Here is a 23,755-nt window from a genome sequence, read left to right as displayed (position 1 = left end):
AAGATTTCACCTTTCTAAAATCAAAACTTTTTCACCTTGTGGTCCCCCAAGAGTAACTGATCTTTCCCTCACTGCCAGCAGTTGATATGGTCCAAGATAATCCTTGATTTGATAGGAACCACTCTTGCCGGCACTTTTAATTATCGCCACTTTTTGCCCGCCACCGCTCACTATACCAACAAGTTCTAATGAGATTTCCGGTATTGCAGACGGTGGCAAACCAGTGTGGGGAACACTGGGGTAATTCTTGGCCGGGGGCGATAAAGCCGGAACAGATGCCACTTGCTCAAATTCCTGGGGAACGGCAAACGGATCACGCATCGCCGGCAGTGCCGAATAGCCTATAACTGGCTGAAGCATCTCTTGTGAAACACTGTCTTGTTGAGCGGTGTCAGAATAACTGCCTGAAGACGCAATCAGCCCCGGCGCCCAGAAGAAAAAACCTAGTGCCGCTACTAGCAAGCAACAGATAATTAGTAGTCGAGCACTATGTTGCCGGAGGTTAAACCTCGCCACCATTTATACTCCTCTCTTCGAAAAAACTCACTACATGGCTATTCACTCGTTAATTCGTATTCTATAGCTATTGATCGCCAGCCGCAAGTCCTCAATGCTGTCACCGCCAAATTTTTCGAGCAAGGACTCAGCCAGCACAATAGCCACCATGGCTTCGGCAACAACGGCCGCAGCAGCAACAGCACACACATCGCTGCGCTCCGTATTGGCCTTTATTGCTGTTTTATCTGCTATATCTACAGTAGCAAGAGGTTTCATCAATGTCGGAATGGCCTTCATTACCGCTTTGAGAATTATCGGCTCACCATTACTAATACCGCCTTCAATACCACCGGCATTATTAGTACGGCGATAATATCCCTGCTTGCTTTCATAATATATTTCATCATGCACCTGACTGCCAGGCAAATTGGCATAGGCAAATCCGGCCCCAAATTCTACCCCCTTAATGGCTTGAATAGACATAACTGCAGCCGCCAAACGGGTATCCAGACGCCGATCCCACTGCACATGACTACCTAATCCAGGCATAACCGGGGAAGCCATAACCTGAAATATGCCGCCAAGGGAATCGCCGGCCGTCTTAGCCTTGGCAATCGCTTCGATCATTTCCGTCTCAGTTTGCGCACCGCCAATATTTAAGACGCTAGATGTTATGGTAATACCAGCCACAGCAATAACCTGTTTGGCGATCGCTCCTACAGCCACACGGGCGGCAGTTTCACGGGCACTGGCCCGTTCCAGAATATCCCGGATATCTTGCCGCTGGTATTTTAAAACACCCGGCAAATCAGCATGTCCCGGGCGGGGTGCAGTTATCTCAGCTCCCTGCGACTGGCCAAATACAGCCATTCGATCCTGCCAATTCTCCCAGTCACGGTTAGATATCACCATTGTAAGAGGACTGCCTAACGTACTGCCAAACCGTACACCTGATGTTATTTCGGCTTTGTCTTTTTCAATCTTCATGCGGCCACCCCGGCCAAACCCCTGTTGTCTGCGCGCCATGTCCGCATTTATTTGGTCATAATCTAATTGTAAGCCGGCAGGAATACCTTCAATAATAGCGGTAAGCGCCGGTCCGTGTGATTCACCAGCTGTGAGAAATCTAAACATGCATTGCACCTCTTTCGGGAAAATTACTTTTTAGTCAATGGGTCTGAATTTTGTAACGACGACTGCTTGGTCTCCCCAGCAACTCCGAAGCTGTAGATAACCATAGTAAGTTTGACTTCCAACATTCCTTGTTTGGCCTGAATATTAGTATTACTAATAGATGTGAACCTTTGGCTGCCCTCAATTGCCTTAATAAATTCCAATAGATTGGTAAATGAACCTGTCAGCAGGATTTCTATGGGAATTTCCCGATAACCTGCTTTTTCAATAGCGGCAGCCGGCTTAATCTCAGCAAGCCGCATACTGCTTAGCTTGGATGCTTGTTCGATTTGCTTGATGAATTCACCAAGTTCCGGCTGATTCGGTAATTTAGCATCAATTAGCGTAAGCTTTTGGTCAAGCTCCTTTAGATATCCGATGGAATCAGGATGCTTTTTGGCATAAGCTTCGATGACTTTTAACCTTTCCCGCTCAGTTTGGTTTTGATCTGTAACCATGGCAATAGCCGTCCGCTGGGGGATGACTACCCCAATATAAAAAAACATGGTAACAAGTAGTGCACTAACCCCCAGCACCCAGCCCTTATACCGGACTATTGCTTTATATTTTATAAACGAAGTACCCAGCCATTGCATTTACACTATATCCCCTTACGCTTTACAGTCATCTCGAATTTGGTATAGTTTAATTTACTGTCTTGTTCGGCTTTAATGAGTACCGGTTCTGTTATTAGCTTATCTTTTTCCAGACTGTAAAGATAGTTAGCCAAATCAGGATAAGTCATAGCATTACCTTTTAGTAAGATGCTATTTTTGTCGCTGGCAGCAAGTTCTGTGAGCCATACCTGCGGTGGTGTAATTATAGCAAAATGGCTAATCACAGCATACCAAGACTTCTGTTCGCTAGTAATTGCAACTAAGATATTGTTCTTTTTATCAATGGCCTGCTGTTTACTAGCAGCCAGTTGCATATTGTCCTCAGTAGGACGCAACAGGCTGTAATGTTGACGTGCTGCTGCAAGCTCCTTTTCCAGAGACCAAATAGTATAGCAATTATAGGAAAAAATACTGCCATATAACACCAGCAGTATTATACTACATAGTAAAACAGTTTTTTTGAATAGCCATGTTGGCATTCGCTCTGATGGGGGCAGCAAATTAATCGTTATCATGGCTTACCTCCGCGCATAGCTAAGCCAATTGACAGCGCAAACTGCAAAGCCATATCTTGCAGGTAGCGGGTATCAATACCTGGCGATAGCGTTACGGCAGTTAGCGGGTTATGCAGCAAAACCGGTACCCCGCCCAGCTTTGCCGCAATATGCTGTGGTAAATTAGTAAGTTTGGCTCCACCGCCGGTAAGATAGAACTTATCTACAGCTGCTTCTCTGTTTTGAACCTGATAATATTCAACCGTTCGCCGCACTTCGCGAGCCAATTCATCTACCAACAAGTCAATTTGTTGATACCTAAATAGCTGTTCACCTTCAAAGTCAGGGTTTTGACCAGTCTGGCACTTCTTCAACCGTTCAGCCTCAGCATAGTCAAGTTCAAGCGTTCGCATAATTACCTCAGTAAAACTGATTCCACCAATGGGAATAAAGCGGCTGACGACTGGCGAAGCTCCCTGAAACAGCATTATGTGTGATATATGACTGCCAATATCAATGATCATGGCATTCTCCGCATCACTCAGTGAGCGATATATAGCCAAGGGTTCAATATCAACAGCAATTAGCCTGCAATCAGCCTGCTTTATAACAGTGACAAGGGTATTAACCAGTTCATGCGGTGCGGCTACCAGCAGTACTTTTATCTCTAGTTCATTGTTACCTGGTCCAACAACAGCAAAATCATAATAATAACTACCAGGCTCGTAGGGAACATATTTTTCCATATCCCATTTTATGGCTTCTTTAATTTCGGCCTGATTCATTACCGGCAGCATTACCTCCCTAACGAAAACTAAACGACCGCTGACTGCAACAACAACCTCGCGCGAGACAATGCCGCTATTAACAAACAATTGCCGGATAACCTCTGTAATGGCTTTGGCATTAGTAATAAAGCCCTCTTCCATAACGTTCTTAGGCAAGTCAAGTACGCCTACTGCTCTAAGTTCTTTTTGTCCATTACTAAATGAAATTTCCGTTGCCTTAACACAGCTTGAACCAATATCAATACCAACAGCACTTGCTGGTTGTTTGATTAACCAGTTACCCAGCTTGCTTGCAATAGTAGCAAACCTATTTGGATCCATGATGTGGCTGACTAGATACAAGGTGAATCGCGTGGCTAATGGCTGTAACGACATCCACATTAAACTGTTGTTCCAGCGATTTTGTCTTTGCAAAGGTTTCGCCCTGGCTAGTCACAACATACCGCGGCGGTAAAAAATTGAGAGCAATTGCGGCAATGTCATAACGGCATCTTTCACAAGTACAAACATTTCTATGGTTGTCCAGCACCTCAGCAAGCCGCTGAAAAACTAAATCTTCCATATAATTTTTAACATGCATAACTATACCTCCCTAATGATAATTCCAGGAAACAATATTGATTTGGGGAACAACGGTAGCTTTTACTACAATTTTGCGAACTGCATTATTGACAACACCTTTTGCTTCTATAATGGTTGGGGTACCTGCAATAATTGTTAGGCTATAGTTTCCGCTGCCTTCCTTGTAGGGATTGACAGGCTTCCAGTTGGGATTTTTAGATAATTCGACAATAGACCGGCGTGCTCCTGCTTCCGCCAAGTACTGAGCAGCTATACCATCACGATAATTTGCCGCCATATTCACTTCTGTACTGCTGACACCAATAAAAGCACTACCCAAAACGCCTAAAAACAGCATCGCAACAAGGGCTACTATACTTGCTGAACCATGCCGATTTTTACATCTGCTCCAACCAAAATGCACTCTTAGTTCACCTCCGTGACGTGTTAAATGCCAAAGTGGCCGCCTCCATAGTATAATCAATACCAGTCTGTTTGTCCCTAATAGTAAGCATAACAGTAACCAGTTTTATATATAGCAGTTTTCCATCTTTATCCCGCATAGCTACCTCTTGAACAGCAAATTGTTTTTTATTGTCTGGATTTTCTACAACTATGATTGTTCCTTCTGCACCGCCAATACCATTGCCAGTAAGCGGGTCTTCAGCAGATCCATTTACACTCATGCACAGAGCCTTGCTCTTAGGACTAATAGCAAACTTTATATCCCAGCCATTTCCATCCTTTATCACAAGTGTATCGCCAGCATCGGCCAACGACACATTACTAGCATAACGCACATGCTGGGTAATTCGCTCAATTACCAGTCGTGCAGTCTGCTGAATTTCAGCTTGCGAGCGGCCTAATTGCCAGGCTTTAACGGCAGTTGGCATCATCAGTGCAATGCCTGACATTAATAGTACAATAATTGTCATTCCTGCAATTACTTCAATAAGCAGCATACCCTTTTGCTCAGAAATATATCTCCTCATAACTACTCCACTAGTTGGCAAACTGCGGCAGCTCCCGCAGCACATAAGTAACCATACTAATTTCACTTAACCCTTCAACATTCACGGTTACTTTAATAATCCGCTGCTTCACCGGATACTCCGGGTCAAGTGGACTAAGCTCAGCCTGAGTAGTTCTTTTATAAGTAACCTTATTCATAGAAATAAATTCGGTCGCAGAGTGATAAGGAAAACTTAGACTATTCCAGAATAGGTCATCTTTTATTTTCATTTGTTCCATTTGTTCTTGAACTAAACTGGCAGCAACCGTATCATTTGCTGCACTGGCAGTGGCCTGTAGCGACTGGATAAACATCCCAAGCATGGCTACCAACGCTACTGTTATAACTACTATAGCTACTACTGCCTCGACCAGCAAAAAACCGCGTTGACTCTTGACTAAATTCATAAAAATTCTCCTCAACTAGCCCCATCGCTGATTCGTACCCGTCCGGTTACAGGAGCCAGCTTGATATACAGAGATTTACCCGTAACTTTACTCTGAAGTTCAATTGTTTGCTCGCCTATAAATGGCATTCCATCCAGCCTAAATACAATATCGTCCGGATATCCCATCATCTTTACAGAATTAGGTAAATAAACCTTACGTATGGTTTGCGGTCCGGCAGTAAAATTGTAGCGAGGTTCAATATCATTAATAAAGCGGAGTTTATATGCAGTATCACCACCGTTAATTGACATTTGTTGCATACCACGTATATCGGCAGCTAACAGCAGCGCCGCTCCGTCCAGTTCATTTTCGGCAACTGCCTGATTCATTTTAGGAATAGCCATAGCTGCCAATAGCCCAATAATCGCCATAACAATGATTAGCTCAATTAACATAAAACCACAGTTTTGCTTATCACCGGCAGCCATATCCTAAAGTTTCCTCCCATCCCTACTTGGCAATTGTAAGCAAATACCACCAAATAAGCTTTCTTCCATACAAGATACTAATAAAAGCTCCGATCGCCAAAAACGGCCCAAAAGGTATAAAATCTTTGCGGCCTTTCACCTTGAAAAGAAGCAAAAACGCACCGCCGATACCACCAATAATAAATGCTAACAGCAGCGCAACGATTACCAGCTTTACTCCTAACCATAGACCTAGCACAGCAACAAATTTGATGTCACCGCCGCCCATGCCACCTCTGGTAAGCACGGCGACAAGGAGCAGCAACCCACCACCGGCCAGCGCGGCAATAACCATATCAGAAATGTGGGGATAACCACTACCTAGATTTATGGCAACCCCAACTCCGGTAAACCATAGTAACACCTTGTCAAGGATAAGCTGGTGATCGTAGTCAATGAACGTAATGACAACAAGAAACGCTGTAAATATAAGTACTTTAAGCAAGTCCGGACTCCAGCCAACAATCTGATAGCACCATAGAAATAAAAGTCCGGTAATGAGTTCCACTATAGCATAGCGTGATGAATAAGGCTTAGTACAGTAGCGGCATTTGCCGCGCAAGAGAAGATAGCTGAGGATAGGAATTAAATCCCCAGCTTTAAGCTTAGTATTGCAATGTAAACAGTGTGATGACAAGGTTACAATTGATTGATTTTGCGGCAGACGGTAAATGCATACAGTAAGGAAGCTGCCGATTATCATGCCAAGTACCAGTATCATAAAATCAAGCATCATAAACTCCTAATTTCAGCTATTTAGTATTTAAATTACCAAGCAGGAGTAGTAGTGTCTGCAAATATTTTTGTACCAGTTGTTATTTCAATATACGCTCGATAGGTAGGTGAAGTCCCCCCGTTATCAAGTTTGTATGTTAGACCCGAACTACCCTTATATGGACTAGGCACACTAGGTACTGCTACGATAAAATCGGGTGCTAATTTTAGCAACGAATCCGGATACTTACCCTCTTTAGCATAGTACATAGAAATAGCACTATCTAATGTTCTTAAATCGGCCTGTATCTTGGCCTTATTAGCTGAATCAGCGGCAGAACCAAACTTCGGCACGGCAATTGCAGTAAGAATGCCAATTATGGCAATCACCACCATTAATTCAATCAATGTAAACCCTTTTTGACTTTTCATTTTATTTTTGATGTTTATAATGATTTTCACCCCCTGGCATACTATTATACAATTTTGTTGAAATTAGTAAGAACATCAAACATAGGCAGCATTACTGCAATCACGATAAAACCAATTATCACTCCCAAAACGCCGATCAAGACGGGCTCCAACATACTACTCAACCGATTAACCATGTCCTCAACATCACTATCATAAAAATCGGCGATTTTCTCCAACATAGTATCCAATTTACCGGTTTCTTCGCCAATAGCTACCATTTGCACCACCATCGGAGTAAAAACATTGCTGGATCCTAATGGTGCTGCCAAACCCATTCCTTCACGAATACTATTCTGAGCCATAGTTAACGCTCTTATCATACTGAGATTACCTGAAGTCTTTTTTACTACCTCAATAGCGGTAATAATAGGCACCCCGCCCCGCACTAACGTTGAAAGCGTACGACTAAAGCGGGCGATGGCTACCTTACGCCACAATAAACCAAACACTGGTAAAACAAACAACAGCTGATCTATAACAAGTCGATACTTGGGCTGCCGTTTTAATACTAATAATCCATAGCTAACCACTGTTAAAATAGCAGCCATCCACACACCGTAATTAGTAATAAAACCGCTTAGATCTAGTAGAATACGTGTCGAAAAAGGCAAGTCAACCTTCATATTCTCAAACAGCTTCATAAAAGTCGGCAAAACAAAAGTCAAAATAAAGGCAACCGCTGCTAACGCCATACCAATAACCACTACCGGATAAACCATGGCAGATTTAATCCTTTCATTCAGCTTATGCTCTTGTTCTAAGTGAGTTGCCAACCTGCTTAATACCTTGTCAAGCACACCACCTACTTCCCCGGTTTCCACCATACTGATCATGATCTCGGGAAAAATATTCAAGTACCCATTCATCGCCTGTGACAGCGTTTCGCCTTCCTGTATCTTCTTATAAATAACCTGCAAAGCAGCTTTGAATTTTGGGTTATAGGTTTGATCAATTAAAATACTCAGACAGGCTACCAACGATAATCCAGCATCCACCATTGTGGAAAACTGTCGGCAGAAAACAGCCAGCTCTTTTATACTTACCCATTGCAGGCTTGTCAACAACGGTTGGGTACAGCTTACTGATTTTTGCACTTTAATCTGAGTAACGAAATAGCCTTTATCCTGAATATAGGCGGCTACTGCGGCTTCGCTTTCGGCCATGATATTGCCTGACAACAACTGACCGTTGCGGCTTTTTGCCCTATAGATATATGTTTTTGCCACCTAGCCACACCTCGCCGTTTACCAAGTGAATAAACAGTGAACTTGTTTCAGCATAGCTGAAACATTGGGGATTCAGGTGGAGAGTCTACTCCACCTGAATTAACGCCGCCTGTAGAGGCGGGAGTCTTGACTCGCGTACTAATAAACAATTAACCGTTTACCAACCGGGCAAATGTTTCCTGATCCATCGCCCGTGCCAGTGCTTCCTCATAGGTCACAGTACCTTTCCAGTATAGATCACGCAGCGACATATCCATAGCCTGCATGCCAGTCTTAGCCCCTGTCTGGATAACTGATACAAGCTGCTGGGTCTTGCCTTCACGGATTATATTGCGCACCGCGGGTGTTGCCATCAGCACTTCCATGGCGGCTACCCGGCCTGAATCGTCGCGGCACGGCAATAGCTGTTGCGCCACAATTCCCTGCAGCGTAAGTGACAACTGAGTCCGGATTTGCTGCTGCTGGTAGGGTGGAAATACATCAACAATTCGGTCAACAGTCTGCGCAGCATCGCTAGTATGTAAGGTAGCAAACACCAAATGTCCAGTTTCAGCAGCAGTTATGGCAATACCAATTGTCTCCGCATCGCGCATCTCACCCACCAGAATTACATCCGGATCTTCCCTAAGCGCTGCCCTAAGCGCGTTGGCGAACGACTTGGTATCAGTATTAATCTCGCGTTGATTAACAATACTTTTTTTATGCCTATGCAGATATTCAATAGGATCTTCTAATGTAATGATGTGACAAGCCCGCTCGGTGTTAATTAAATCAAGCATGGCTGCCAATGTAGTTGATTTACCGCTGCCGGTAGGCCCAGTGACAAGCACCAGTCCTCGCGGCTTACGAGCCAACACTTTTAATACTTCCCTATGCCCAAGCTGTTCTAATGTAGGTATCTGCTCAGCCACCACCCGGATAGCTATGGCACATGAACTACGCTGCCGGAAAGCATTAACACGAAAACGACTCAAACCCGCTATGGCATACGAAAAATCAAGCTCACCCAGCTGCTGAAATTTTTCTTTCTGCTCAGCATTAGTAATTGCCGTAACCATTGCTTCGATATCTTTATCGTCAAGTACCGGATGTTGAGTTGCAGTTAAAACGCCTCTAATACGAAAAATTGGAGAAACCCCGCTAGTAAGATGAATATCAGAGGCTTGTGCCACTACGGCCTCTTGCAGCAGATTATCTATATTTAGCATAGGTTCTCTCCTCTCCCCGATTCATGTTCCGGCATAGGCAACTCGCATAACCTCTGACACTGTAGTAAGTCCGTTATATGCCTTAGCAATACCATCCTCACGCATTGATATCATACCTTCTTTTGCGGCAAGCGTTGCTAACATGTCATTGGATACTTGTCGGTTAATAGCCTCGCGCACAGCTGAGCTGACAGACATTACCTCATGGATGGCCATACGGCCAAGATAGCCGGTATGACTGCAATAGGAGCAACCGGCGCCCTGATATAAGACAATTTCCCGCCCGGAATCACATCCCAGAAACTGCCACTCCGGTGAACCAACCTCAGGCACATATTCTTGCTTGCACTCCGGGCATATCACCCGTACCAGGCGTTGAGCAACAATTCCAAGCACCGAAGAGGCTACCAGAAAGGGTTCAATACCCATATCAATTAGCCTGGTAATTGCTCCAGGCGCATTGTTGGTATGCAGTGTGCTAAATACCAAGTGGCCAGTAAGCGCCGCACGAATGGCAATATCGGCTGTCTCAGCATCCCGTATCTCACCGACCATCACTACATTAGGGTCCTGACGCAGAATAGAGCGCAAGCCATTGGCAAAATTCAGGCCGGCCTTATGATTTATCTGCACCTGATTGACACCGTCCAGTCGATATTCAACCGGTTCTTCGACAGTGATAACATTTTTGCTTGGAGTACTGATTTCGGCCAGAGTCGAATATAAGGTTGTTGTTTTGCCCGATCCGGTAGGTCCTGTTACGAGAATCATACCATAGGACTGGGAATACAACTTCCGATATCGTATTAAATTATGGGAGGTAAAGCCTAATCCCTTAATATCACAAATAATCGAATTTTTATCAAGTATCCGCAAAACAATTTTTTCACCAGTTATTGTTGGCAAGGTCGACACCCTAAGGTCAATCTCCCGCCCAAATTCCTGAACCTTTATCCGCCCATCCTGCGGCAGCCGCTTTTCGGCAATGTCCAGTTCGCTCATAATTTTAATCCGGGAAATGATGGCCGCATGGGTATGGCGTGGAAAAGTAACAACTTCTCGTAGCACACCGTCAACTCTGAACCGGACTCTAAGCGACTTTTCCTGTGGTTCAATGTGAATATCGCTGGCACGTTCTTTAATGGCTTGACTGATAATGGAGGTAACAATACTTACTATTGGTGCATCATCTGCCAGTTGAACTTCAGCAATACCACCGGATTCATCTGCTTTCAGCTTGTTAACAGCCTTCTCAACTAAGTCCTGCACACCATAAGACTGATTAATGGCCCTTATAATTTCACGTTCGGTGGCGATTACTGGTTCAACTTCGCAACCGGATGCCATCCGCACATCATCAATAGCAAAAAAGTTTGTGGGATCAGCCATGGCTAATGTTAACTTACGCCCCATTTTTTTGATCGGAATAACCTTGTAGCGTTCAGCCAGGGAAATAGGTATCGTTGCAGCAATTTCGTGCGGGACATCCATAGCCACCATATTAACATATGGCACACCGAGCTGGAATTCCAGTACTTCAATCATATTGGCTTCTGTAATAAAGCCTAAATTAATAAGTACCTTTTCCAGTCGTTCACCCGTCTTTTTTTGAATGTTTACTGCCTGCTCCAGTTGTTCCTGTCTGATATAGTTAGCTTCAATTAGCAAGTCCCCCAAGTGTTTACGGCTATTTAACATGCTGTTGTCTCCACTCAATATATAAAACACGGCTTGCCTCAGGGCTTTGGCAAAAGCCAAAGCCGATGTTGATCCTGGTTAAGAAAGTTTACTCTCTGGTAGGGCAAAAAAAGCAACCGGCATAGCAAAACAGAACTTGTTTTGCGGATTGTCGGTTGCTTTTCTTACTCAGCCTGAACTAAGTGCCATAATATAGTCTCAAGCTTCATTGCCACATATATTTACCAGTTATTACAATTTATGTTTTATATTGACTGTATTCGCATTTCAAATGAAAATTCCTGCTGTAATACACAGATTTTTTAATAAAATTTAAATAAATTTTCACTAATTTTTATTAAGAGTTTCTAACCCTGCTAGCAGTGCCTGACGCATTACCTGCGTGTCTGCCTTGCAGCCTGTCCACAATTCAAATGCCAGCGCTCCCTGCTCAATTAACATACCTGCCCCGTCAACTACCGTATGTCCCCGACGAGTACCCTCAGCTATAAAACTAGTTATCAGCGGATTATATACTAAATCAGAGATTACCACTGACTGTTGCAGGAGATCCCAAGGAACTGATGGTTGATTGGCAATAGCCGGATACATGCCCAAGGGGGTTGCATTGACCACAAGATTGGTCTGAGACAATGCTGCAGCAAACGTACTACTATCCCAAGCGACACCATTTACAGGTACAGTTCCGGCAAATAACTGCGCAATGCCATCAGCCTTGCTTTGGTCACGAGCCCCAATAGTTACTGAGGCAATATTGGCACCGACCAATCCAGCAACTACCGCCCGTGCAGCACCACCTGCTCCAAAAACAACGGCAGATTTACCAGCTACAGTAATGCCTGCTTGCTCAAGGGAACGGATATAGCCGTCAGCATCGGTGTTATAACCAATTAGGCGTTCTTCTTTAACTACTATGGTATTGACAGCTCCGACCAACTTCGCACTGGTATCAACTTCATCCAAATAATCCATTATGGCAACCTTGTGCGGAATAGTCACATTCACACCGACAAACCCTAGCGCCCTAATCCCCGCAACCGCTTGTGACAATAAATTCGGCGGCGTAGACAACGGCAAATATATGTAATCCAAGCCACTAACAGCAAAGGCGGCGTTGTGCATGGCCGGTGATAATGAATGACCAAGCGGCCAGCCTAGCAATCCAACTTTTTGGGTTTTGGCAGTTATCTGCATACTCATTACTCCTTCGGTATCAAGTTATACTTATCCACAAACTTTGCTTTTCTATAGTCGCCCAGTCACTTTTAATATGTGTACGGCCAGCTTTTCCAGTTGGCGGGTAACTTTTGTACCAATAAATTCCTTAGTAGTCAATGGTTTAACCCAAATAGTAACCATGCCGAGCCGGTTACCACCTAATATGTCTGTAAAGAGTTGATCCCCGACAACAGCAACTGTTTCCGGGCGTAATCCCATAGTCTGAGCCGCCTGGCGAAAGCCGCTGCGCAATGGTTTTAGCGCCCGGGCCACGAAGGGAACGCCGCATTGTTCCGCTATTTTTCTCACTCGTCTATTGCCATTATTAGATACGAAACACAGTTTGAAATCCTGGGCAGCCAAATAATTCAGCCACGCCAATACTTCCGGACAGACATCCGGGCTATTCCAGGGAATTATGGTGTTATCAATATCAAACGCTATACCGCGAATACCATGTTGCTTCAATTCAGTAAGCTTGATATCATACAAAGAATTTATCACCATACAAGGCACTAATAATTTGAGCAATTGTCCCTCCCACTTCACTTCGTGTCAATTAATAAAAATTATAGCATGATGATAAAAAAAACAAAAGAAAAAAGCCGTAACCCGAAGGCAAGACGGCTAACTATCCTAACAAACTATTGATCAATTATTAAACTGCTTTGTGACTCATAGTTGTAAGGCATTCTTTACAAACATTTTTCCCCTTGAATTGTACTACCTCATTAACACCTTCGCAGAATACACAAGCAGGCTCATGTTTCCGCAAAACGATTCGGTCATTTTCGGTATATATCTCAAGACCATCTTTTTGTTCGATGCCAAAGATACGACGCAATTCAATAGGTAGTACTACTCGACCAAGCTCATCCACTCTTCTAACAATTCCAGTTGCTTTCATTTTGCATTTCTCCTGTTCTGCCATATTCGACAAAATATTACAAGTTAAATATACCAATTTATATAATACTTGTCAATCATCTTTTTTCAGGATAATGCATAAAATAAAGCAAAAACCGCCCACTTGAAGGCAGACGGCTACATTTCCTATTCAACACGTTCCATTACAACAATTACTTTTATTCGCCACTGCCCATTAACACGTTCAACGTATTCTGCAGTGGCAAAATGCTCTAAAACCTGATTCAAGGCTTCTTTGGCGGCAATTAATTGTAATCCTCTGGATGGTGTTGTATTGGGATCATCAATTTGCTTGACAATGCCATTATACTCATTAATGATATTCAATAGGGCTGTTTTGAGTTTCCGTTCCATAATAACCTTCCTCCCAGCCATCTTTTTGCTATTACTTGGGATTTTCATTCTTTTTTCCGGTTATTTTATAACCTAAATACAGGTATAAGAAAAGCACCCGCAGGACGCTAAAACAGTATAATTATTTTGGAACTTACTTGGGAGTGCAACTCCTTTTCTAACAAACTCTTGAAAGATATTTTTGGCTTTTTCCTTGCAGAATATGTAGATTCAGTATATTGGTCTTGTATATTTGCTTTTTGGCTTGGTAAAATAGGGACAACCTTAGTAATTTTCAAGATATTCACCATCCATGCTTCTACAGATATATTCTCCAATTGGTTACTTCTATTCTACTAAATTTGGTATTTAATAGCAATGGGGATGAGTGCCTGAAAAAAATAGCCGCCAACTTATCATCGGCGGCATTAACCATCTACTTCCAAACCCAAAAACCATGTTTTGTCCGCTTAACTTCTTCAGGATGGTTTCTGAGAATCTTAAAATACTCACGTCTGTTTATGTGCGTCATAGTCACCCTCCTTTATTGAGTCTCTATGACAGCATGTGTTTGTATTCGTTAAAATATTCGAACCACCTAATAAGGATGGCTGGTTAATAGGATATTAATTCCTATTTTATCTAAGCATGGAAAATAGCCAGTCGCTCTTCAACCCATTATTTTCTGATGTATATAAATACTCACACGGGAACACTAAACTAGGAGGTGTAATTAATGCGTAAAAAATCTCAAATGGAATCATTTGCAAGTGAATATGCCATGAGTGCTGGTGACAACGGGTTATCGCGCAAGGAAATCAACAAATCCATTGTTTCTGAAGCTATGACCAATGAGCATAAACACAGAGAAGCGTTTGAAGAGTTTTTAAAAGATGAGGCGGCAGACTAGCCGCCCCTTTTTATTTTTAATACTTCATACACCCATTTTTCCCGGGCTGTCAGACGCTGGATTTCACGGGTCAATCTTTCCTGCTCACATAAACTTTCTACCGCTTCACCCACAATGTCAGGAGCTGTGCCCAATACATCAATTAAAGTATCTCATTAACCCTTAGTATTTATATGTAATTATATGGGGTTCCTTATATGTAATACTAACTGTTTTTTTCAATATTTACTCAGAACAACAACTTTTTTATAAGGACATTTAGGTATGTTCCGTTTCGACGACTTATTCTTTACAACGGTTAAATTTTTAACAATACAACTTGCTGATTGTTCATTTATTCCCTCTATTGAGAACTTAATTTCTTTAGGTATTAGGATTAATCCATTTACATCAATCAGCTTTTCTTCTTTACTATGCGATAGTACTACTCTTACCCTTCCTTGTAATACATAGATTACCCGATAACCAGCATCCGCAAGATTATTATAGGTTATACCGTATAATTTTCTTATACATTCAAGATGCAACTCCGGACATTCAATGCACTCTTTAATACTTTCATCATTAGCATCTTTAGCATAAAGTGGCCCATAAGAACACAAACACTGCTCTGAAAGCATAAGTTTAGAAATTAAAAACATAAATGACTTCCTCCACCGACCTTTTGAATATATTTTTAATCATAACATATTCTAGGACAAAAGTCCTAGAAATATCGATTGTTTAATAAATGTTTTCGTTAGGTTTTTGAGCATATTGCTTACACCAGTGAGCCATGTTACACTCTTGTTTTTCCCAGCTTAGCATCATCTTCGGCTATTAATACTCTCATCCAGATACATTCCTTTCCCAGCGTCAGCGACGCGGTTATTCCGTAATTGATAATAAGAGAATTCTCTGCTATTTTTTAGCAATTGATAATTAAACTTAGCTACTTCTAACAGAAATTGGTCTGTAAAGGGCAGATATTGAGTTACCACTAGCGAAAAAAGCCGAAATAAACGGCTATCCGCAGGAAAAGTAATGATTAATACGGTTTTCCCACGTCATGATTTCTTTCCTTTCAACGTTGTTGTTTCATTAATTAATGACCCAGGTCAGTTATGTGGTAAAAAAAGCTGCGCATTTCCTACGCAACTTAAACTATTTCTTTCCACTCCCTTTTCAAAATGGCGTATTCAAACGTATTTTCGTACTTCGGTGTTCCATCTGAGTTTTGAATAAAAGATATAAACTCTATAAAGTATGCTTCTCTACGCATACCAAGCCGCTCACAACGTTTTTGTGACCGAACATTATAATCTTCCACGTAAGCATAAATCCGTCTTGCATTTTTATCATTAAATAGAAAATTTAGAAATGCGCACGCCGCCGCGCGGGTCAGCCACGTCGCCAGCAAACCGGGGAATCAAATAGTGCCTGTCCCCTGTCCATTTCTTCGTAGTAGCTGACCTTTGCTTCGTAGCTGTATGCTTCAAATAGTTAACCAAACTATTAGCGAAAGGAGTTCCCATCGTTCTAACGCTGGAAACTTCTTATTCACAGTATACATTGTAATAATTTCGTCACGGCTGCCGCAGCCTTATGCGGACAGATGCTCAACTACAAGCTCATTGCTGACGCTGCCGGTACTGACCAGATTACCGCCAAAAACTGGCTTGGGATTTTAGAGAGACTGGGGATAGTATTTTATCTCCACCCATATTCTAACAACATGCTTAAACGCATGGTAACCAAGCCAAAGCTCTATTTCTATGACTGCGGGTTGGTAGCATACCTGACCAAATGGAGTAACAGTGATACTCTGATGAACGGTGCCATGAGTGGTGCGATTCTTGAGAATTTTGTGGTATCTGAGATTGTTAAAAGCTATCAGAATTGCGGCTGGGAATCCTTAATTTATTACTATCGAGATAAGGATACTAAGGAAATTGATATTCTACTGGAGGATAGCGGCAAGCTATACCCTATGGAAATCAAGAAAACTGCCACACCTCAAAAGCAGCTCACTCGTGTGTTTGGCGTAATTGACAAGGCTACTTTGGAGCGTGGAACAGGAGCGTTGCTTTGTACGACTGATAGGCTGTCAGCGTTTGACAGCCAGAATTTGATTGTGCCTATTTGGGGGATATAAATAAATGCCTTTGGTCGTTACTTCGGTAACAAATTATCAAGGACTTTTTCATCAAAAAGCCAGCTATGCAACAGATTGATTCACTGTTGCATGGCTGGCAGAAAAAACACAAATGATGAAACTATGATTCTTTCATCATTTGATAAATGGCGGGGGGTGCAGATAAAAATTTCTTTGAAGAGGTATTAAAAACCTCATATTGTAAGCCAGATGCAAAGATGCAGAACTTAAAAGAGAAAAATGAAATAACAGCAAGTAAAATCAAGCAGTAATCTCTCTATTTCTTTATAATAAATGTAGGGTGGTTGAAACGAGGTGAACAGACGAATGTATGAGTGGCAAAAACAAATTCAAATAATCGTTGATGAAATTGACAAATGTATTAAAAATTATAATGATGAAACCTTGACACTACGCTTTCTTTCTCGCAGGCTGGGTTATTCCGAATTTTATACAACGAGAAAATTCAAAGAAATATCGGGTATGCAATTTAGGGATTATCTGCGGCATAGAAAACTAGCCTTTGCACTAAAAGAGGTACGGGATAGTGAAAAAAGCATTTTGGATATTGCTTTTGATTATGGTTTTTCATCACATGAAGCTTTTACCAGAGCTTTCAAGGGAACATATGGTGTAACTCCAAGTGAATACCGAAAAAAGCCTAAGCCTGTCGTTCTTCGTACAAAAATAAACCCTTTCGACCGCTACTTTTTCGGATTTGGAGAGATTGGTATGATGAAATCTACGGATGATGTTAAAATTTATTTTGTAACCATTCCCGCACACAAATTTTTGCACATTAAAAACTATGAGAGTAATGGGTATTGGGATTTTTGGCAAAAGCAAAGTCTTATTCCGGGACAGGACTGCGAAACAATTTGCGGCTTACTCGATAGTATCAAGGGCAAATTGGATGACGATGGTGGGAGCGAATCTAACAGCGGTAGCGGTCAGATTATTGCGTACATTAATGACCCAGACGGCAGACTCTGCGATTGGGGTATTCCACGTACAGAGTGTTATGGTGTACGTCTTCCTTTTGATTATAAAGGCGAAGTACCACCACAAATGCTTATGATTGATGTTCCCGAAGCCGAGTATATTGTTTTTGAACATGGGCCATTCGATTATGAGCAGGAAAATCGTAGTGTAGAGGAAAAGATGGAAAAGGCAATGGCAACTTTTGATTTTGCAGGCACCGGTTACTGCTTTGATACTTCCCCCGGTAGAATAATTTACTTTTCATTTAATCCGGAGCGGTTTTGGAAGTATATCAGACCCGTGCGGAAGTAAATAAAATCGACTGCCTATCCACTATAGTCAATGACCATATGAAGTCATGTTTATTTTATAAGGAGTTATTGAAAGAGTAGTTTCATAGTGCGGGGTCGTAGCATTTTTATAAGTAAACACAATACGATTTAGTTTCCAAAGACGATGTAACTTCAGGCCAACTTGTCCGCGCAGCCGATGCGACCCGGACGGGTTATTAGCCATCCTCCGCGAGAGAGGGCGATTTTTCGTAAAAAGTCCGGTGCTGATGCTGCTTACGGCTAAATTGGCCTTCACCAACGCGCTGGCGTGGGGATTGATCTGGCTTTTCCAGCCACTTTTGGCAGATGCAGGACTTCCTGTTGCTTACTATGGCGTAGTTCATGCGGCGGCCTGTATCGGCCAGATATTTTTCCTAAGTAATGTTGAGCAGTTAGAAAGACTGCTGGGGTCCGGATACCGAGTTTCAGTGCCTACATGAATAGGTACATTCCTTCCGACAAGCGGGCGACGGTACTATCCCTAACTTCGATGTGCCGTACACTGGCCATAGTGGTAATAAATCCGCTCATCGGGTTGCTGGCAGACTGGTCCGTGGCGTCACGATGATTATTCTCGGTGTGGGACTGATGGCTACGAGATTCTTTTCGAGGATAGAGGAACGGCATCTCGAAGGATAAAGCCTCGTTCATTTCACCTTCTTACGCTAAGGCTTTCCTTCTGTTTTTACAATTAAATTTTGTTATAAAGCCAGTCCGGTAAAATCTTAAGTAACCACGCTATAATTCGCCAGCGCTTCGTTATATATGCACGACTTCTTTTATTTACGATTGCCTCATAAATCTGTTGTGCCGCTTTCTCTGGCGTAGCGATCCAAAATAGTCCTTCCCCTTGAGCCATAGCGGTATTAACAAAGCCGGGTTGAATATCGGTCACAGTTATAGGAATACCCAATTTATATGCCTTTTTTCTTAGTCCTTCCATATAGTTCGATACAAAGGCTTTTGATGCACCGTATGCCGGAGCCTCAGCACTGCCCCTAAGTGCTGCAATTGATGATACTGCTACAATATGGCCTATACCTTGAACACAAAAATGTTTGAAAGCAACATTTGCCATAGCAGCATAACCCAATATATTAACATTAATGGTTTTTCTCTCTTTGATAAAATCCAAATCAGGATTTAAAAAACCGCATCCCGCGCTAATTACGATTAATTCTACCCCATTCATTTCTTGAATCAATGCTTCCAGTGAACTCTGTGCTTGCTCCAGACGCGATATATCAAAGCTGCTGATATACGAGTCTCTAGTAATTTCATTCTGTAGTTCTCGCAAGAGTTCAATTCTTCTTCCAACAAGCCCCACTACATAATCGTTTTCTGCCAATACTTTAGCTAATTGCCTCCCTATCCCCGATGATGCTCCAATTACTATAGCCTTTTTCATATGCGTCTCCTCCCCGACCCGTCCTCCCTGCATGCTCCTACGCTGGGTCGATGCCCGTAAGGTAAAATTCAACTTGACTGCCCCGGCTCTGGTATTATCAATGTGCTCGAAGTGCGGGATAAAACCTTTCTAATAACGATTATACTTTTTTCCGATAATATCGATTCGTTCTGTCCATATGCAACCATTGTATCCATCTGGTATTTCCTTTAACTCATCCTCATTATCAAAACCTCCGCTCCATTGACCCCGGCTTTTTACTAAAACCAGTCGGGAATTAGCTTCTTTCACTCTATCCAGAAAAACTGTTGGCCACCCCCATAGGAATCTAGCATATTTTACCGGTAAATGGATATCTAAGTTCTTCATGTTTTCCGGAATAATGCCCAACCTGGCGACTCATATTCAATCAGTCCTGAAGTATCATCAATGATCAAGTAACCAATATCGTTCATGTACAAAAAGAATTTTGTTTATCGGCCAATCAATTTCTTTAGATAACCCTCATTAAGCAATTGCACTGTTTCAAACTTGCCTCTATAAAAAACAGCCCAATTATTAAAAATGCAAGGAAGCTCCTTGGCTTTTTCCAAAGTATCAACCTTTATCAAATCAAGCGGGATATTATTTGCTTTGCAATAGGCTTCAATTTGCTCAATACAATTTGGAATATACGGGCATTGTAAACCATAATAGATTGTCAGCGTTTCATTACTTATGGTTCTTTTTCTAGCATTTTCCGCAAACTGCGGCTTTGTACCATTAAAAGAAAGCGCTAAAAGTTCATATTCATCAACCATGTTCACTGTTTCAAAGCCATATTTCTGCATGAACTTCTTCTCGGAAAGAAACGGTTTTTTCTTTGTAGAACTGAGAATGCAAATACCGGACTTGTTGTGTTTTTTTGCATCGTCTATGCAATATTCAATCAAGTCCTTACCATAACCCTTGCCCTTAAAGCTGCCAGAAACCCAAAGACAATAGATATATAAATAATTATCGCCAACAACCGGCACCCATGCTTTTTCCAGCGGCGCATATTCAATAAAGACTTTCCCTTTTTTATTTAATTTTCTGAATACATGCCCTTCGCCAATTCTGTCATCAAGCCATGCTCTTTTGAGAGCAACTCCACATTGATGTTTTTTGTCGGCAATAGCACAACACAGATGCTCGCTTGCAACATTATCGGCAGTTAGATTAATAAAATCCTTATCCATGCTTATCATACTCCTCACAGGATTTGATTACATAAAGACTATCTGTCTCTCACAGCAATACTCCTTGGAAATATCTTATATTTTCCATATAATTATAAATTGCATTCGGTCTCAATTCAAAATTTCTACATACCCTTCCGTTCACTCGGATTTGTTGCCCATCTTTTATCAGTTTAGTAGCATTTTCTACTCCGACAACTGCCGGCAAGCCATATTCACGTGCGATAACAGCTCCATGGGTCATCAGTCCACCAACTTCGGTGACTAGCCCCTTTATGGATACAAACAATGGTGTCCAGCTAGGGTCGTACCTTTTGCATATATTCTATGCCCTCGCATTTTGCTTCGTAGAGGTTGCTATTATATTTGTGCGCCCTTTTTTCTGGTACATAGGAGATGTTTTCATAGTAAAGTAACAAAAGGTCTAGACCCCAAGCTTCCAAAAGCTGAAAAGCCGGGCGATATTCCTAAAATCCGTAAACTCGCTACGCTCAAACAGTACGGATTTTTTATCGGAATACCGCCCGGCTTTTCTCCTGCAGAACTCTTTTTCCGGCAAAGGCCGGGGAGTTACGGGAGTTTCGAAGAGTGCGACCGCCTGTGCCAGGTTTTATTCTTGCCACTCCTTGTTTTATAAGGCATCCATACGCCCCTTATTCTGCTTTTTTATGACTTCATTAGCCTACAGATCTATTTAAGTGTAGTATCATTTGCAGACAGTGTCTTCCCTAGTTTGGTAATAGCGTGTTTTTCTATTCTACTAACATAGCTGCGAGAAATCCCCAAAATTTTGGCAATATCTCGCTGGGTTTTTCGTCTGCCGTCAGGCAAACCAAAACGCATTTCAAGCACCCATTTTTCCCGGGCAGTCAGACGGTGGATTTCACGGGTCAATCTTTCCTGTTCACATAAACTTTCTACCGCTTCACCCACAATATCAGGAGCTGTGCCCAATACGTCAATTAAAGTTATCTCATTGCCTTCTTTGTCGACCCCAATCGGATCATACAAACTAACTTCTGTGCGAATGCGCCGGGTGCTTCTCAGGTGCATGAGTATTTCATTTGCTATTCTCACCTAACGTCTCAGTAGTGTTCTCCTCATTTTCAGCAAACTCCCCGCCGTTACCCTGCAGAAAATCATCCGGCGGCAATTCAATACCGCCGCTATCATCAGAGCCAAATAGATACACATGAACATTCTCGCCGTCCCAAACCACCTTTTTCACAAAGGTGCGTAAAGCGGCGCGTTTTTGTTCAACGCTCATGTCGTCCATCGTATGCTTGAAAGTTGTGAGCATCTGACGGATAATATCAAACTCAATATTAGAAAGGGCATGACTGGCTGTAAGGCTTTCCATTTCAGCAATACGGCTTCTCATTATTTCACCCTCGCCGTGCAGCTCTTCAATTTTTTTAATGACATAGCCCTTGGCTACTGTACTCTCCGCTACAGAGAGTGATGCTACCTGCTCGGCAATCTTTTTTTCATTCTCTGCAAGCACACCGCGCAGGCGCTCTAAATTATCGTCATATTCTTCACGATTGCCTTCCAGTTGTTTTTTACCAAGCTCAAGCTGACGGATAAATTCAGAACTGTCTGCGCCAAGTCTTTTTATTTCTTCACACACAACTCTATCAAGCATATTTCCGTTGGCGTTCTTCATCTGGCAGGAATGAGAACGGCTCTTTTCTTTCATGGCACAAAGATAAGAATAAATAAACTCTCCTTGTGCATCCACCCGTTTGCTTAGTTTCGGACGCATATAGTCACCACAGGTGCAAAATAAAAGACCGGAAAGAAGCGCGACGTTGCTTCTGGGTTTACGGAAAGACTTAGACCGATTCTGTTCTAAGTATTCCTGTACCTGAATCCATTCCGTGCCCTTGATCAGACCTGTGTGCTTCCCCACAGCCACAATCCATTCGTACATTGGGCGTATTTTGTTAGCCTTACCGGATTTTTGAATCGTACGGTTATATGCCATAATGCCATGCTCGCTGTCAAAATCTTGATTTTCGGCAAACAAATCGACCTCGTTTTCGATTAAGTAACGATATGCATCCTCGTCAGCAATCATATATACAGGATTGGTAAGGATATTACGAAGAGCAAAGCGAGTAAACAATTTCTTGTTTTTCGTTTTATAGCCATTTTGAATAAAGTAAGTTTCCGCTCTAGTCAATGAATTTGTTTCCAAGAACACTCTGTAAATCTCTTTAACAATTTCTGCTTCTTCGGGAATGAGTTTCAACTTACAGGCTTTTTTTGCTTTCCCGTCTATTCTTATATTCTCCACTTGTTCAGAAACATAACCTGTGGGCGATGTACCACCAAGCCAACGACCGGTTTTGGATAACTCGTGCATATTATCGCGTATACGCTCGGCTATCGTTTCACGTTCCAACTGGGAAAATACAGAGGAAATATACATCATGGCCCTGCCCATAGGAGAGGACGTATCAAATTGTTCCTTAATAGAAATAAAAGAAACTTTCAAGCCGTCCAATTCTTCAATCAACTTGGCAAAGTCACCTATGTTACGACTTATGCGGTCAAGGCGATAGCAGACAATAGCAGAAAAGGTATTTGCCCTTGCCTCAGCCATCATCTTCTTAAATTGAGGACGCTCCGTATTGCCGCCCGAAAATCCTTCATCTTCATATATCAAGATACCTTCGTCGTTGCAATTGGGGTAATGGGTACGGATATACTGTTTGCAAAGCTCGATTTGATTTTCTATACTTTCCCCCTTACCTGTGAATTTAGATTTACGGGAATAAATCGCAATCTGCTCTGTATTTTCTTTTGTTTGCTTCACTTTATCGCATCAGTCCCTCATGTTCTATATTATCATTTATTATAACACAGCGTCCCCAATATAAACAGGACAAAACTAAAGGGGCTGTCGCG

General features: G+C 42.3%; 28 protein-coding genes and 1 pseudogene. 3 read left to right on the top strand and 26 right to left on the bottom strand.

Going from position 1 to position 23,755, the window contains the following annotated elements; genetic code table 11:
* Positions 1-6 precede the first annotated feature (6 nt).
* The 19 genes from AC1ECB_RS04460 to AC1ECB_RS04370 all read right to left on the bottom strand — a co-directional run bounded on the left by AC1ECB_RS04460 (position 7) and on the right by AC1ECB_RS04370 (position 13,878).
* The gene (locus tag AC1ECB_RS04460) at positions 7-519 is read right to left on the bottom strand and encodes a hypothetical protein (RefSeq protein WP_485667640.1); all 513 of its coding nucleotides are present in this window, start codon (positions 517-519) and stop codon (positions 7-9) included.
* A gap of 39 nt (positions 520-558) precedes the next feature.
* Entirely contained in the window at positions 559-1,632 is a 1,074-nt protein-coding gene (locus AC1ECB_RS04455; RefSeq protein WP_485667639.1) for a chorismate synthase, read from the bottom strand.
* Positions 1,633-1,655: 23 nt separating this feature from the next.
* Positions 1,656-2,267 carry a type IV pilus inner membrane component PilO gene (locus AC1ECB_RS04450; RefSeq protein WP_485667638.1) on the bottom strand — a complete coding sequence of 204 codons (612 nt, stop codon included), beginning with the start codon at positions 2,265-2,267 and terminating at the stop codon, positions 1,656-1,658.
* Between the two features lie 5 nt (positions 2,268-2,272).
* Complete coding sequence (locus AC1ECB_RS04445) at positions 2,273-2,803, bottom strand: PilN domain-containing protein (RefSeq protein ID WP_485667637.1); 531 nt, start codon at positions 2,801-2,803, stop codon at positions 2,273-2,275.
* Positions 2,800-3,891: a type IV pilus assembly protein PilM gene (pilM, locus tag AC1ECB_RS04440; RefSeq protein WP_485667636.1), complete on the bottom strand. Its 1,092-nt coding sequence runs from the start codon at positions 3,889-3,891 to the stop codon at positions 2,800-2,802. Before pilM ends, AC1ECB_RS04445 begins: the two co-directional genes overlap by 4 nt.
* Positions 3,878-4,150, bottom strand: a complete 273-nt coding sequence (locus AC1ECB_RS04435) for a late competence development ComFB family protein (protein WP_485667635.1) — start codon at positions 4,148-4,150, stop codon at positions 3,878-3,880. Before AC1ECB_RS04435 ends, pilM begins: the two co-directional genes overlap by 14 nt.
* Positions 4,151-4,162: 12 nt before the next feature.
* Entirely contained in the window at positions 4,163-4,555 is a 393-nt protein-coding gene (locus AC1ECB_RS04430; RefSeq protein WP_485667634.1) for a pilus assembly PilX N-terminal domain-containing protein, read from the bottom strand.
* Between the two features lie 7 nt (positions 4,556-4,562).
* On the bottom strand, positions 4,563-5,123 hold the full coding sequence (locus AC1ECB_RS04425) for a PilW family protein (protein ID WP_485667633.1): 561 nt from the start codon (positions 5,121-5,123) through the stop codon (positions 4,563-4,565).
* Between the two features lie 10 nt (positions 5,124-5,133).
* Complete coding sequence (locus AC1ECB_RS04420) at positions 5,134-5,550, bottom strand: hypothetical protein (protein ID WP_485667632.1); 417 nt, start codon at positions 5,548-5,550, stop codon at positions 5,134-5,136.
* 11 nt (positions 5,551-5,561) lie between these two features.
* The gene (locus AC1ECB_RS04415; RefSeq protein ID WP_485667631.1) at positions 5,562-6,020 is read right to left on the bottom strand and encodes a pilus assembly FimT family protein; all 459 of its coding nucleotides are present in this window, start codon (positions 6,018-6,020) and stop codon (positions 5,562-5,564) included.
* Positions 6,021-6,042: 22 nt separating this feature from the next.
* On the bottom strand, positions 6,043-6,795 hold the full coding sequence (locus AC1ECB_RS04410) for a prepilin peptidase (protein WP_485667630.1): 753 nt from the start codon (positions 6,793-6,795) through the stop codon (positions 6,043-6,045).
* A gap of 32 nt (positions 6,796-6,827) precedes the next feature.
* Complete coding sequence (locus AC1ECB_RS04405; RefSeq protein WP_485669277.1) at positions 6,828-7,205, bottom strand: type II secretion system protein; 378 nt, start codon at positions 7,203-7,205, stop codon at positions 6,828-6,830.
* A gap of 44 nt (positions 7,206-7,249) precedes the next feature.
* Positions 7,250-8,473, bottom strand: a complete 1,224-nt coding sequence (locus tag AC1ECB_RS04400; RefSeq protein ID WP_485667629.1) for a type II secretion system F family protein — start codon at positions 8,471-8,473, stop codon at positions 7,250-7,252.
* Positions 8,474-8,622: 149 nt separating this feature from the next.
* Positions 8,623-9,681, bottom strand: a complete 1,059-nt coding sequence (locus tag AC1ECB_RS04395; RefSeq protein ID WP_485667628.1) for a type IV pilus twitching motility protein PilT — start codon at positions 9,679-9,681, stop codon at positions 8,623-8,625.
* Between the two features lie 21 nt (positions 9,682-9,702).
* Positions 9,703-11,379 (bottom strand): GspE/PulE family protein, encoded by a 1,677-nt coding sequence (locus tag AC1ECB_RS04390; protein ID WP_485667627.1) that lies wholly within the window; start codon positions 11,377-11,379, stop codon positions 9,703-9,705.
* Between the two features lie 327 nt (positions 11,380-11,706).
* A complete protein-coding gene (locus tag AC1ECB_RS04385) occupies positions 11,707-12,573 on the bottom strand; it encodes a shikimate dehydrogenase (protein ID WP_485667626.1) in 867 nt (288 codons plus the stop codon).
* Positions 12,574-12,624: 51 nt separating this feature from the next.
* Positions 12,625-13,128: a YqeG family HAD IIIA-type phosphatase gene (locus AC1ECB_RS04380; protein ID WP_485667625.1), complete on the bottom strand. Its 504-nt coding sequence runs from the start codon at positions 13,126-13,128 to the stop codon at positions 12,625-12,627.
* Between the two features lie 127 nt (positions 13,129-13,255).
* Positions 13,256-13,504 carry an AbrB/MazE/SpoVT family DNA-binding domain-containing protein gene (locus tag AC1ECB_RS04375; RefSeq protein ID WP_485667624.1) on the bottom strand — a complete coding sequence of 83 codons (249 nt, stop codon included), beginning with the start codon at positions 13,502-13,504 and terminating at the stop codon, positions 13,256-13,258.
* Between the two features lie 146 nt (positions 13,505-13,650).
* Positions 13,651-13,878, bottom strand: a complete 228-nt coding sequence (locus tag AC1ECB_RS04370) for a hypothetical protein (RefSeq protein WP_485667623.1) — start codon at positions 13,876-13,878, stop codon at positions 13,651-13,653.
* Positions 13,879-14,593: 715 nt separating this feature from the next.
* Here AC1ECB_RS04370 and AC1ECB_RS04365 point away from each other — a divergent pair.
* Entirely contained in the window at positions 14,594-14,767 is a 174-nt protein-coding gene (locus AC1ECB_RS04365; RefSeq protein ID WP_485667622.1) for a hypothetical protein, read from the top strand.
* 218 nt (positions 14,768-14,985) lie between these two features.
* Here AC1ECB_RS04365 and AC1ECB_RS04360 read toward each other — a convergent pair whose 3' ends face one another.
* The gene (locus AC1ECB_RS04360) at positions 14,986-15,408 is read right to left on the bottom strand and encodes a hypothetical protein (RefSeq protein WP_485667621.1); all 423 of its coding nucleotides are present in this window, start codon (positions 15,406-15,408) and stop codon (positions 14,986-14,988) included.
* An 896-nt stretch (positions 15,409-16,304) separates the two neighbouring features.
* Between AC1ECB_RS04360 and AC1ECB_RS04355 the strand changes: the two genes are divergently transcribed.
* Together AC1ECB_RS04355 and AC1ECB_RS04350 are read left to right on the top strand one after the other, a co-directional pair.
* Positions 16,305-16,901 carry a DUF4143 domain-containing protein gene (locus AC1ECB_RS04355; protein ID WP_485669276.1) on the top strand — a complete coding sequence of 199 codons (597 nt, stop codon included), beginning with the start codon at positions 16,305-16,307 and terminating at the stop codon, positions 16,899-16,901.
* Between the two features lie 327 nt (positions 16,902-17,228).
* Positions 17,229-18,194, top strand: coding sequence for a helix-turn-helix transcriptional regulator (locus AC1ECB_RS04350; RefSeq protein WP_485669275.1), 966 nt, complete (start codon positions 17,229-17,231; stop codon positions 18,192-18,194).
* Between the two features lie 711 nt (positions 18,195-18,905).
* Here AC1ECB_RS04350 and AC1ECB_RS04345 read toward each other — a convergent pair.
* The 6 genes and pseudogenes from AC1ECB_RS04345 to AC1ECB_RS04320 all read right to left on the bottom strand — a co-directional run bounded on the left by AC1ECB_RS04345 (position 18,906) and on the right by AC1ECB_RS04320 (position 23,663).
* Positions 18,906-19,622, bottom strand: a complete 717-nt coding sequence (locus AC1ECB_RS04345; RefSeq protein WP_485667620.1) for an SDR family NAD(P)-dependent oxidoreductase — start codon at positions 19,620-19,622, stop codon at positions 18,906-18,908.
* A 129-nt stretch (positions 19,623-19,751) separates the two neighbouring features.
* Positions 19,752-20,012, bottom strand: a complete 261-nt coding sequence (locus tag AC1ECB_RS04340; protein WP_485667619.1) for a hypothetical protein — start codon at positions 20,010-20,012, stop codon at positions 19,752-19,754.
* Between the two features lie 83 nt (positions 20,013-20,095).
* A complete protein-coding gene (locus AC1ECB_RS04335) occupies positions 20,096-20,842 on the bottom strand; it encodes a GNAT family N-acetyltransferase (RefSeq protein WP_485667618.1) in 747 nt (248 codons plus the stop codon).
* Between the two features lie 49 nt (positions 20,843-20,891).
* Positions 20,892-21,149: pseudogene (locus tag AC1ECB_RS04330) on the bottom strand (PEP-utilizing enzyme); the annotation flags it as partial.
* A 383-nt stretch (positions 21,150-21,532) separates the two neighbouring features.
* Entirely contained in the window at positions 21,533-21,919 is a 387-nt protein-coding gene (locus AC1ECB_RS04325) for a sigma-70 family RNA polymerase sigma factor (RefSeq protein WP_485667617.1), read from the bottom strand.
* Positions 21,903-23,663, bottom strand: coding sequence for a recombinase family protein (locus tag AC1ECB_RS04320; protein ID WP_485667616.1), 1,761 nt, complete (start codon positions 23,661-23,663; stop codon positions 21,903-21,905). The genes AC1ECB_RS04325 and AC1ECB_RS04320 overlap by 17 nt, the downstream gene beginning before the upstream one ends.
* Positions 23,664-23,755: the final 92 nt, after the last annotated feature.

The sequence above is a fragment of the Sporomusa sp. 246TCP1 genome, from assembly GCF_057319775.1.
This window is presented reverse-complemented; position numbering and strand designations above follow the sequence as displayed.

Bases quoted from the DNA above. Each gene is read 5' to 3' on its own strand.
- AC1ECB_RS04450 (WP_485667638.1), bottom strand. From the start codon at position 2,267: ATGCAATGGCTGGGTACTTCGTTTATAAAATATAAAGCAATAGTCCGG.
- AC1ECB_RS04410 (WP_485667630.1), bottom strand. From the start codon at position 6,795: ATGATGCTTGATTTTATGATACTGGTACTTGGCATGATAATCGGCAGC.
- AC1ECB_RS04360 (WP_485667621.1), bottom strand. From the start codon at position 15,408: ATGTTTTTAATTTCTAAACTTATGCTTTCAGAGCAGTGTTTGTGTTCT.
- AC1ECB_RS04455 (WP_485667639.1), bottom strand. From the start codon at position 1,632: ATGTTTAGATTTCTCACAGCTGGTGAATCACACGGACCGGCGCTTACC.
- AC1ECB_RS04445 (WP_485667637.1), bottom strand. From the start codon at position 2,803: ATGATAACGATTAATTTGCTGCCCCCATCAGAGCGAATGCCAACATGG.
- AC1ECB_RS04375 (WP_485667624.1), bottom strand. From the start codon at position 13,504: ATGAAAGCAACTGGAATTGTTAGAAGAGTGGATGAGCTTGGTCGAGTA.
- AC1ECB_RS04370 (WP_485667623.1), bottom strand. From the start codon at position 13,878: ATGGAACGGAAACTCAAAACAGCCCTATTGAATATCATTAATGAGTAT.
- AC1ECB_RS04415 (WP_485667631.1), bottom strand. From the start codon at position 6,020: ATGGCTGCCGGTGATAAGCAAAACTGTGGTTTTATGTTAATTGAGCTA.
- AC1ECB_RS04335 (WP_485667618.1), bottom strand. From the start codon at position 20,842: ATGGATAAGGATTTTATTAATCTAACTGCCGATAATGTTGCAAGCGAG.
- AC1ECB_RS04350 (WP_485669275.1), top strand. From the start codon at position 17,229: ATGTATGAGTGGCAAAAACAAATTCAAATAATCGTTGATGAAATTGAC.
- AC1ECB_RS04345 (WP_485667620.1), bottom strand. From the start codon at position 19,622: ATGAAAAAGGCTATAGTAATTGGAGCATCATCGGGGATAGGGAGGCAA.
- AC1ECB_RS04460 (WP_485667640.1), bottom strand. From the start codon at position 519: ATGGTGGCGAGGTTTAACCTCCGGCAACATAGTGCTCGACTACTAATT.
- AC1ECB_RS04365 (WP_485667622.1), top strand. From the start codon at position 14,594: ATGCGTAAAAAATCTCAAATGGAATCATTTGCAAGTGAATATGCCATG.
- AC1ECB_RS04405 (WP_485669277.1), bottom strand. From the start codon at position 7,205: ATGAAAAGTCAAAAAGGGTTTACATTGATTGAATTAATGGTGGTGATT.
- AC1ECB_RS04425 (WP_485667633.1), bottom strand. From the start codon at position 5,123: ATGAGGAGATATATTTCTGAGCAAAAGGGTATGCTGCTTATTGAAGTA.
- AC1ECB_RS04390 (WP_485667627.1), bottom strand. From the start codon at position 11,379: ATGTTAAATAGCCGTAAACACTTGGGGGACTTGCTAATTGAAGCTAAC.
- AC1ECB_RS04435 (WP_485667635.1), bottom strand. From the start codon at position 4,150: ATGCATGTTAAAAATTATATGGAAGATTTAGTTTTTCAGCGGCTTGCT.
- AC1ECB_RS04385 (WP_485667626.1), bottom strand. From the start codon at position 12,573: ATGCAGATAACTGCCAAAACCCAAAAAGTTGGATTGCTAGGCTGGCCG.
- pilM (WP_485667636.1), bottom strand. From the start codon at position 3,891: ATGGATCCAAATAGGTTTGCTACTATTGCAAGCAAGCTGGGTAACTGG.
- AC1ECB_RS04395 (WP_485667628.1), bottom strand. From the start codon at position 9,681: ATGCTAAATATAGATAATCTGCTGCAAGAGGCCGTAGTGGCACAAGCC.
- AC1ECB_RS04420 (WP_485667632.1), bottom strand. From the start codon at position 5,550: ATGAATTTAGTCAAGAGTCAACGCGGTTTTTTGCTGGTCGAGGCAGTA.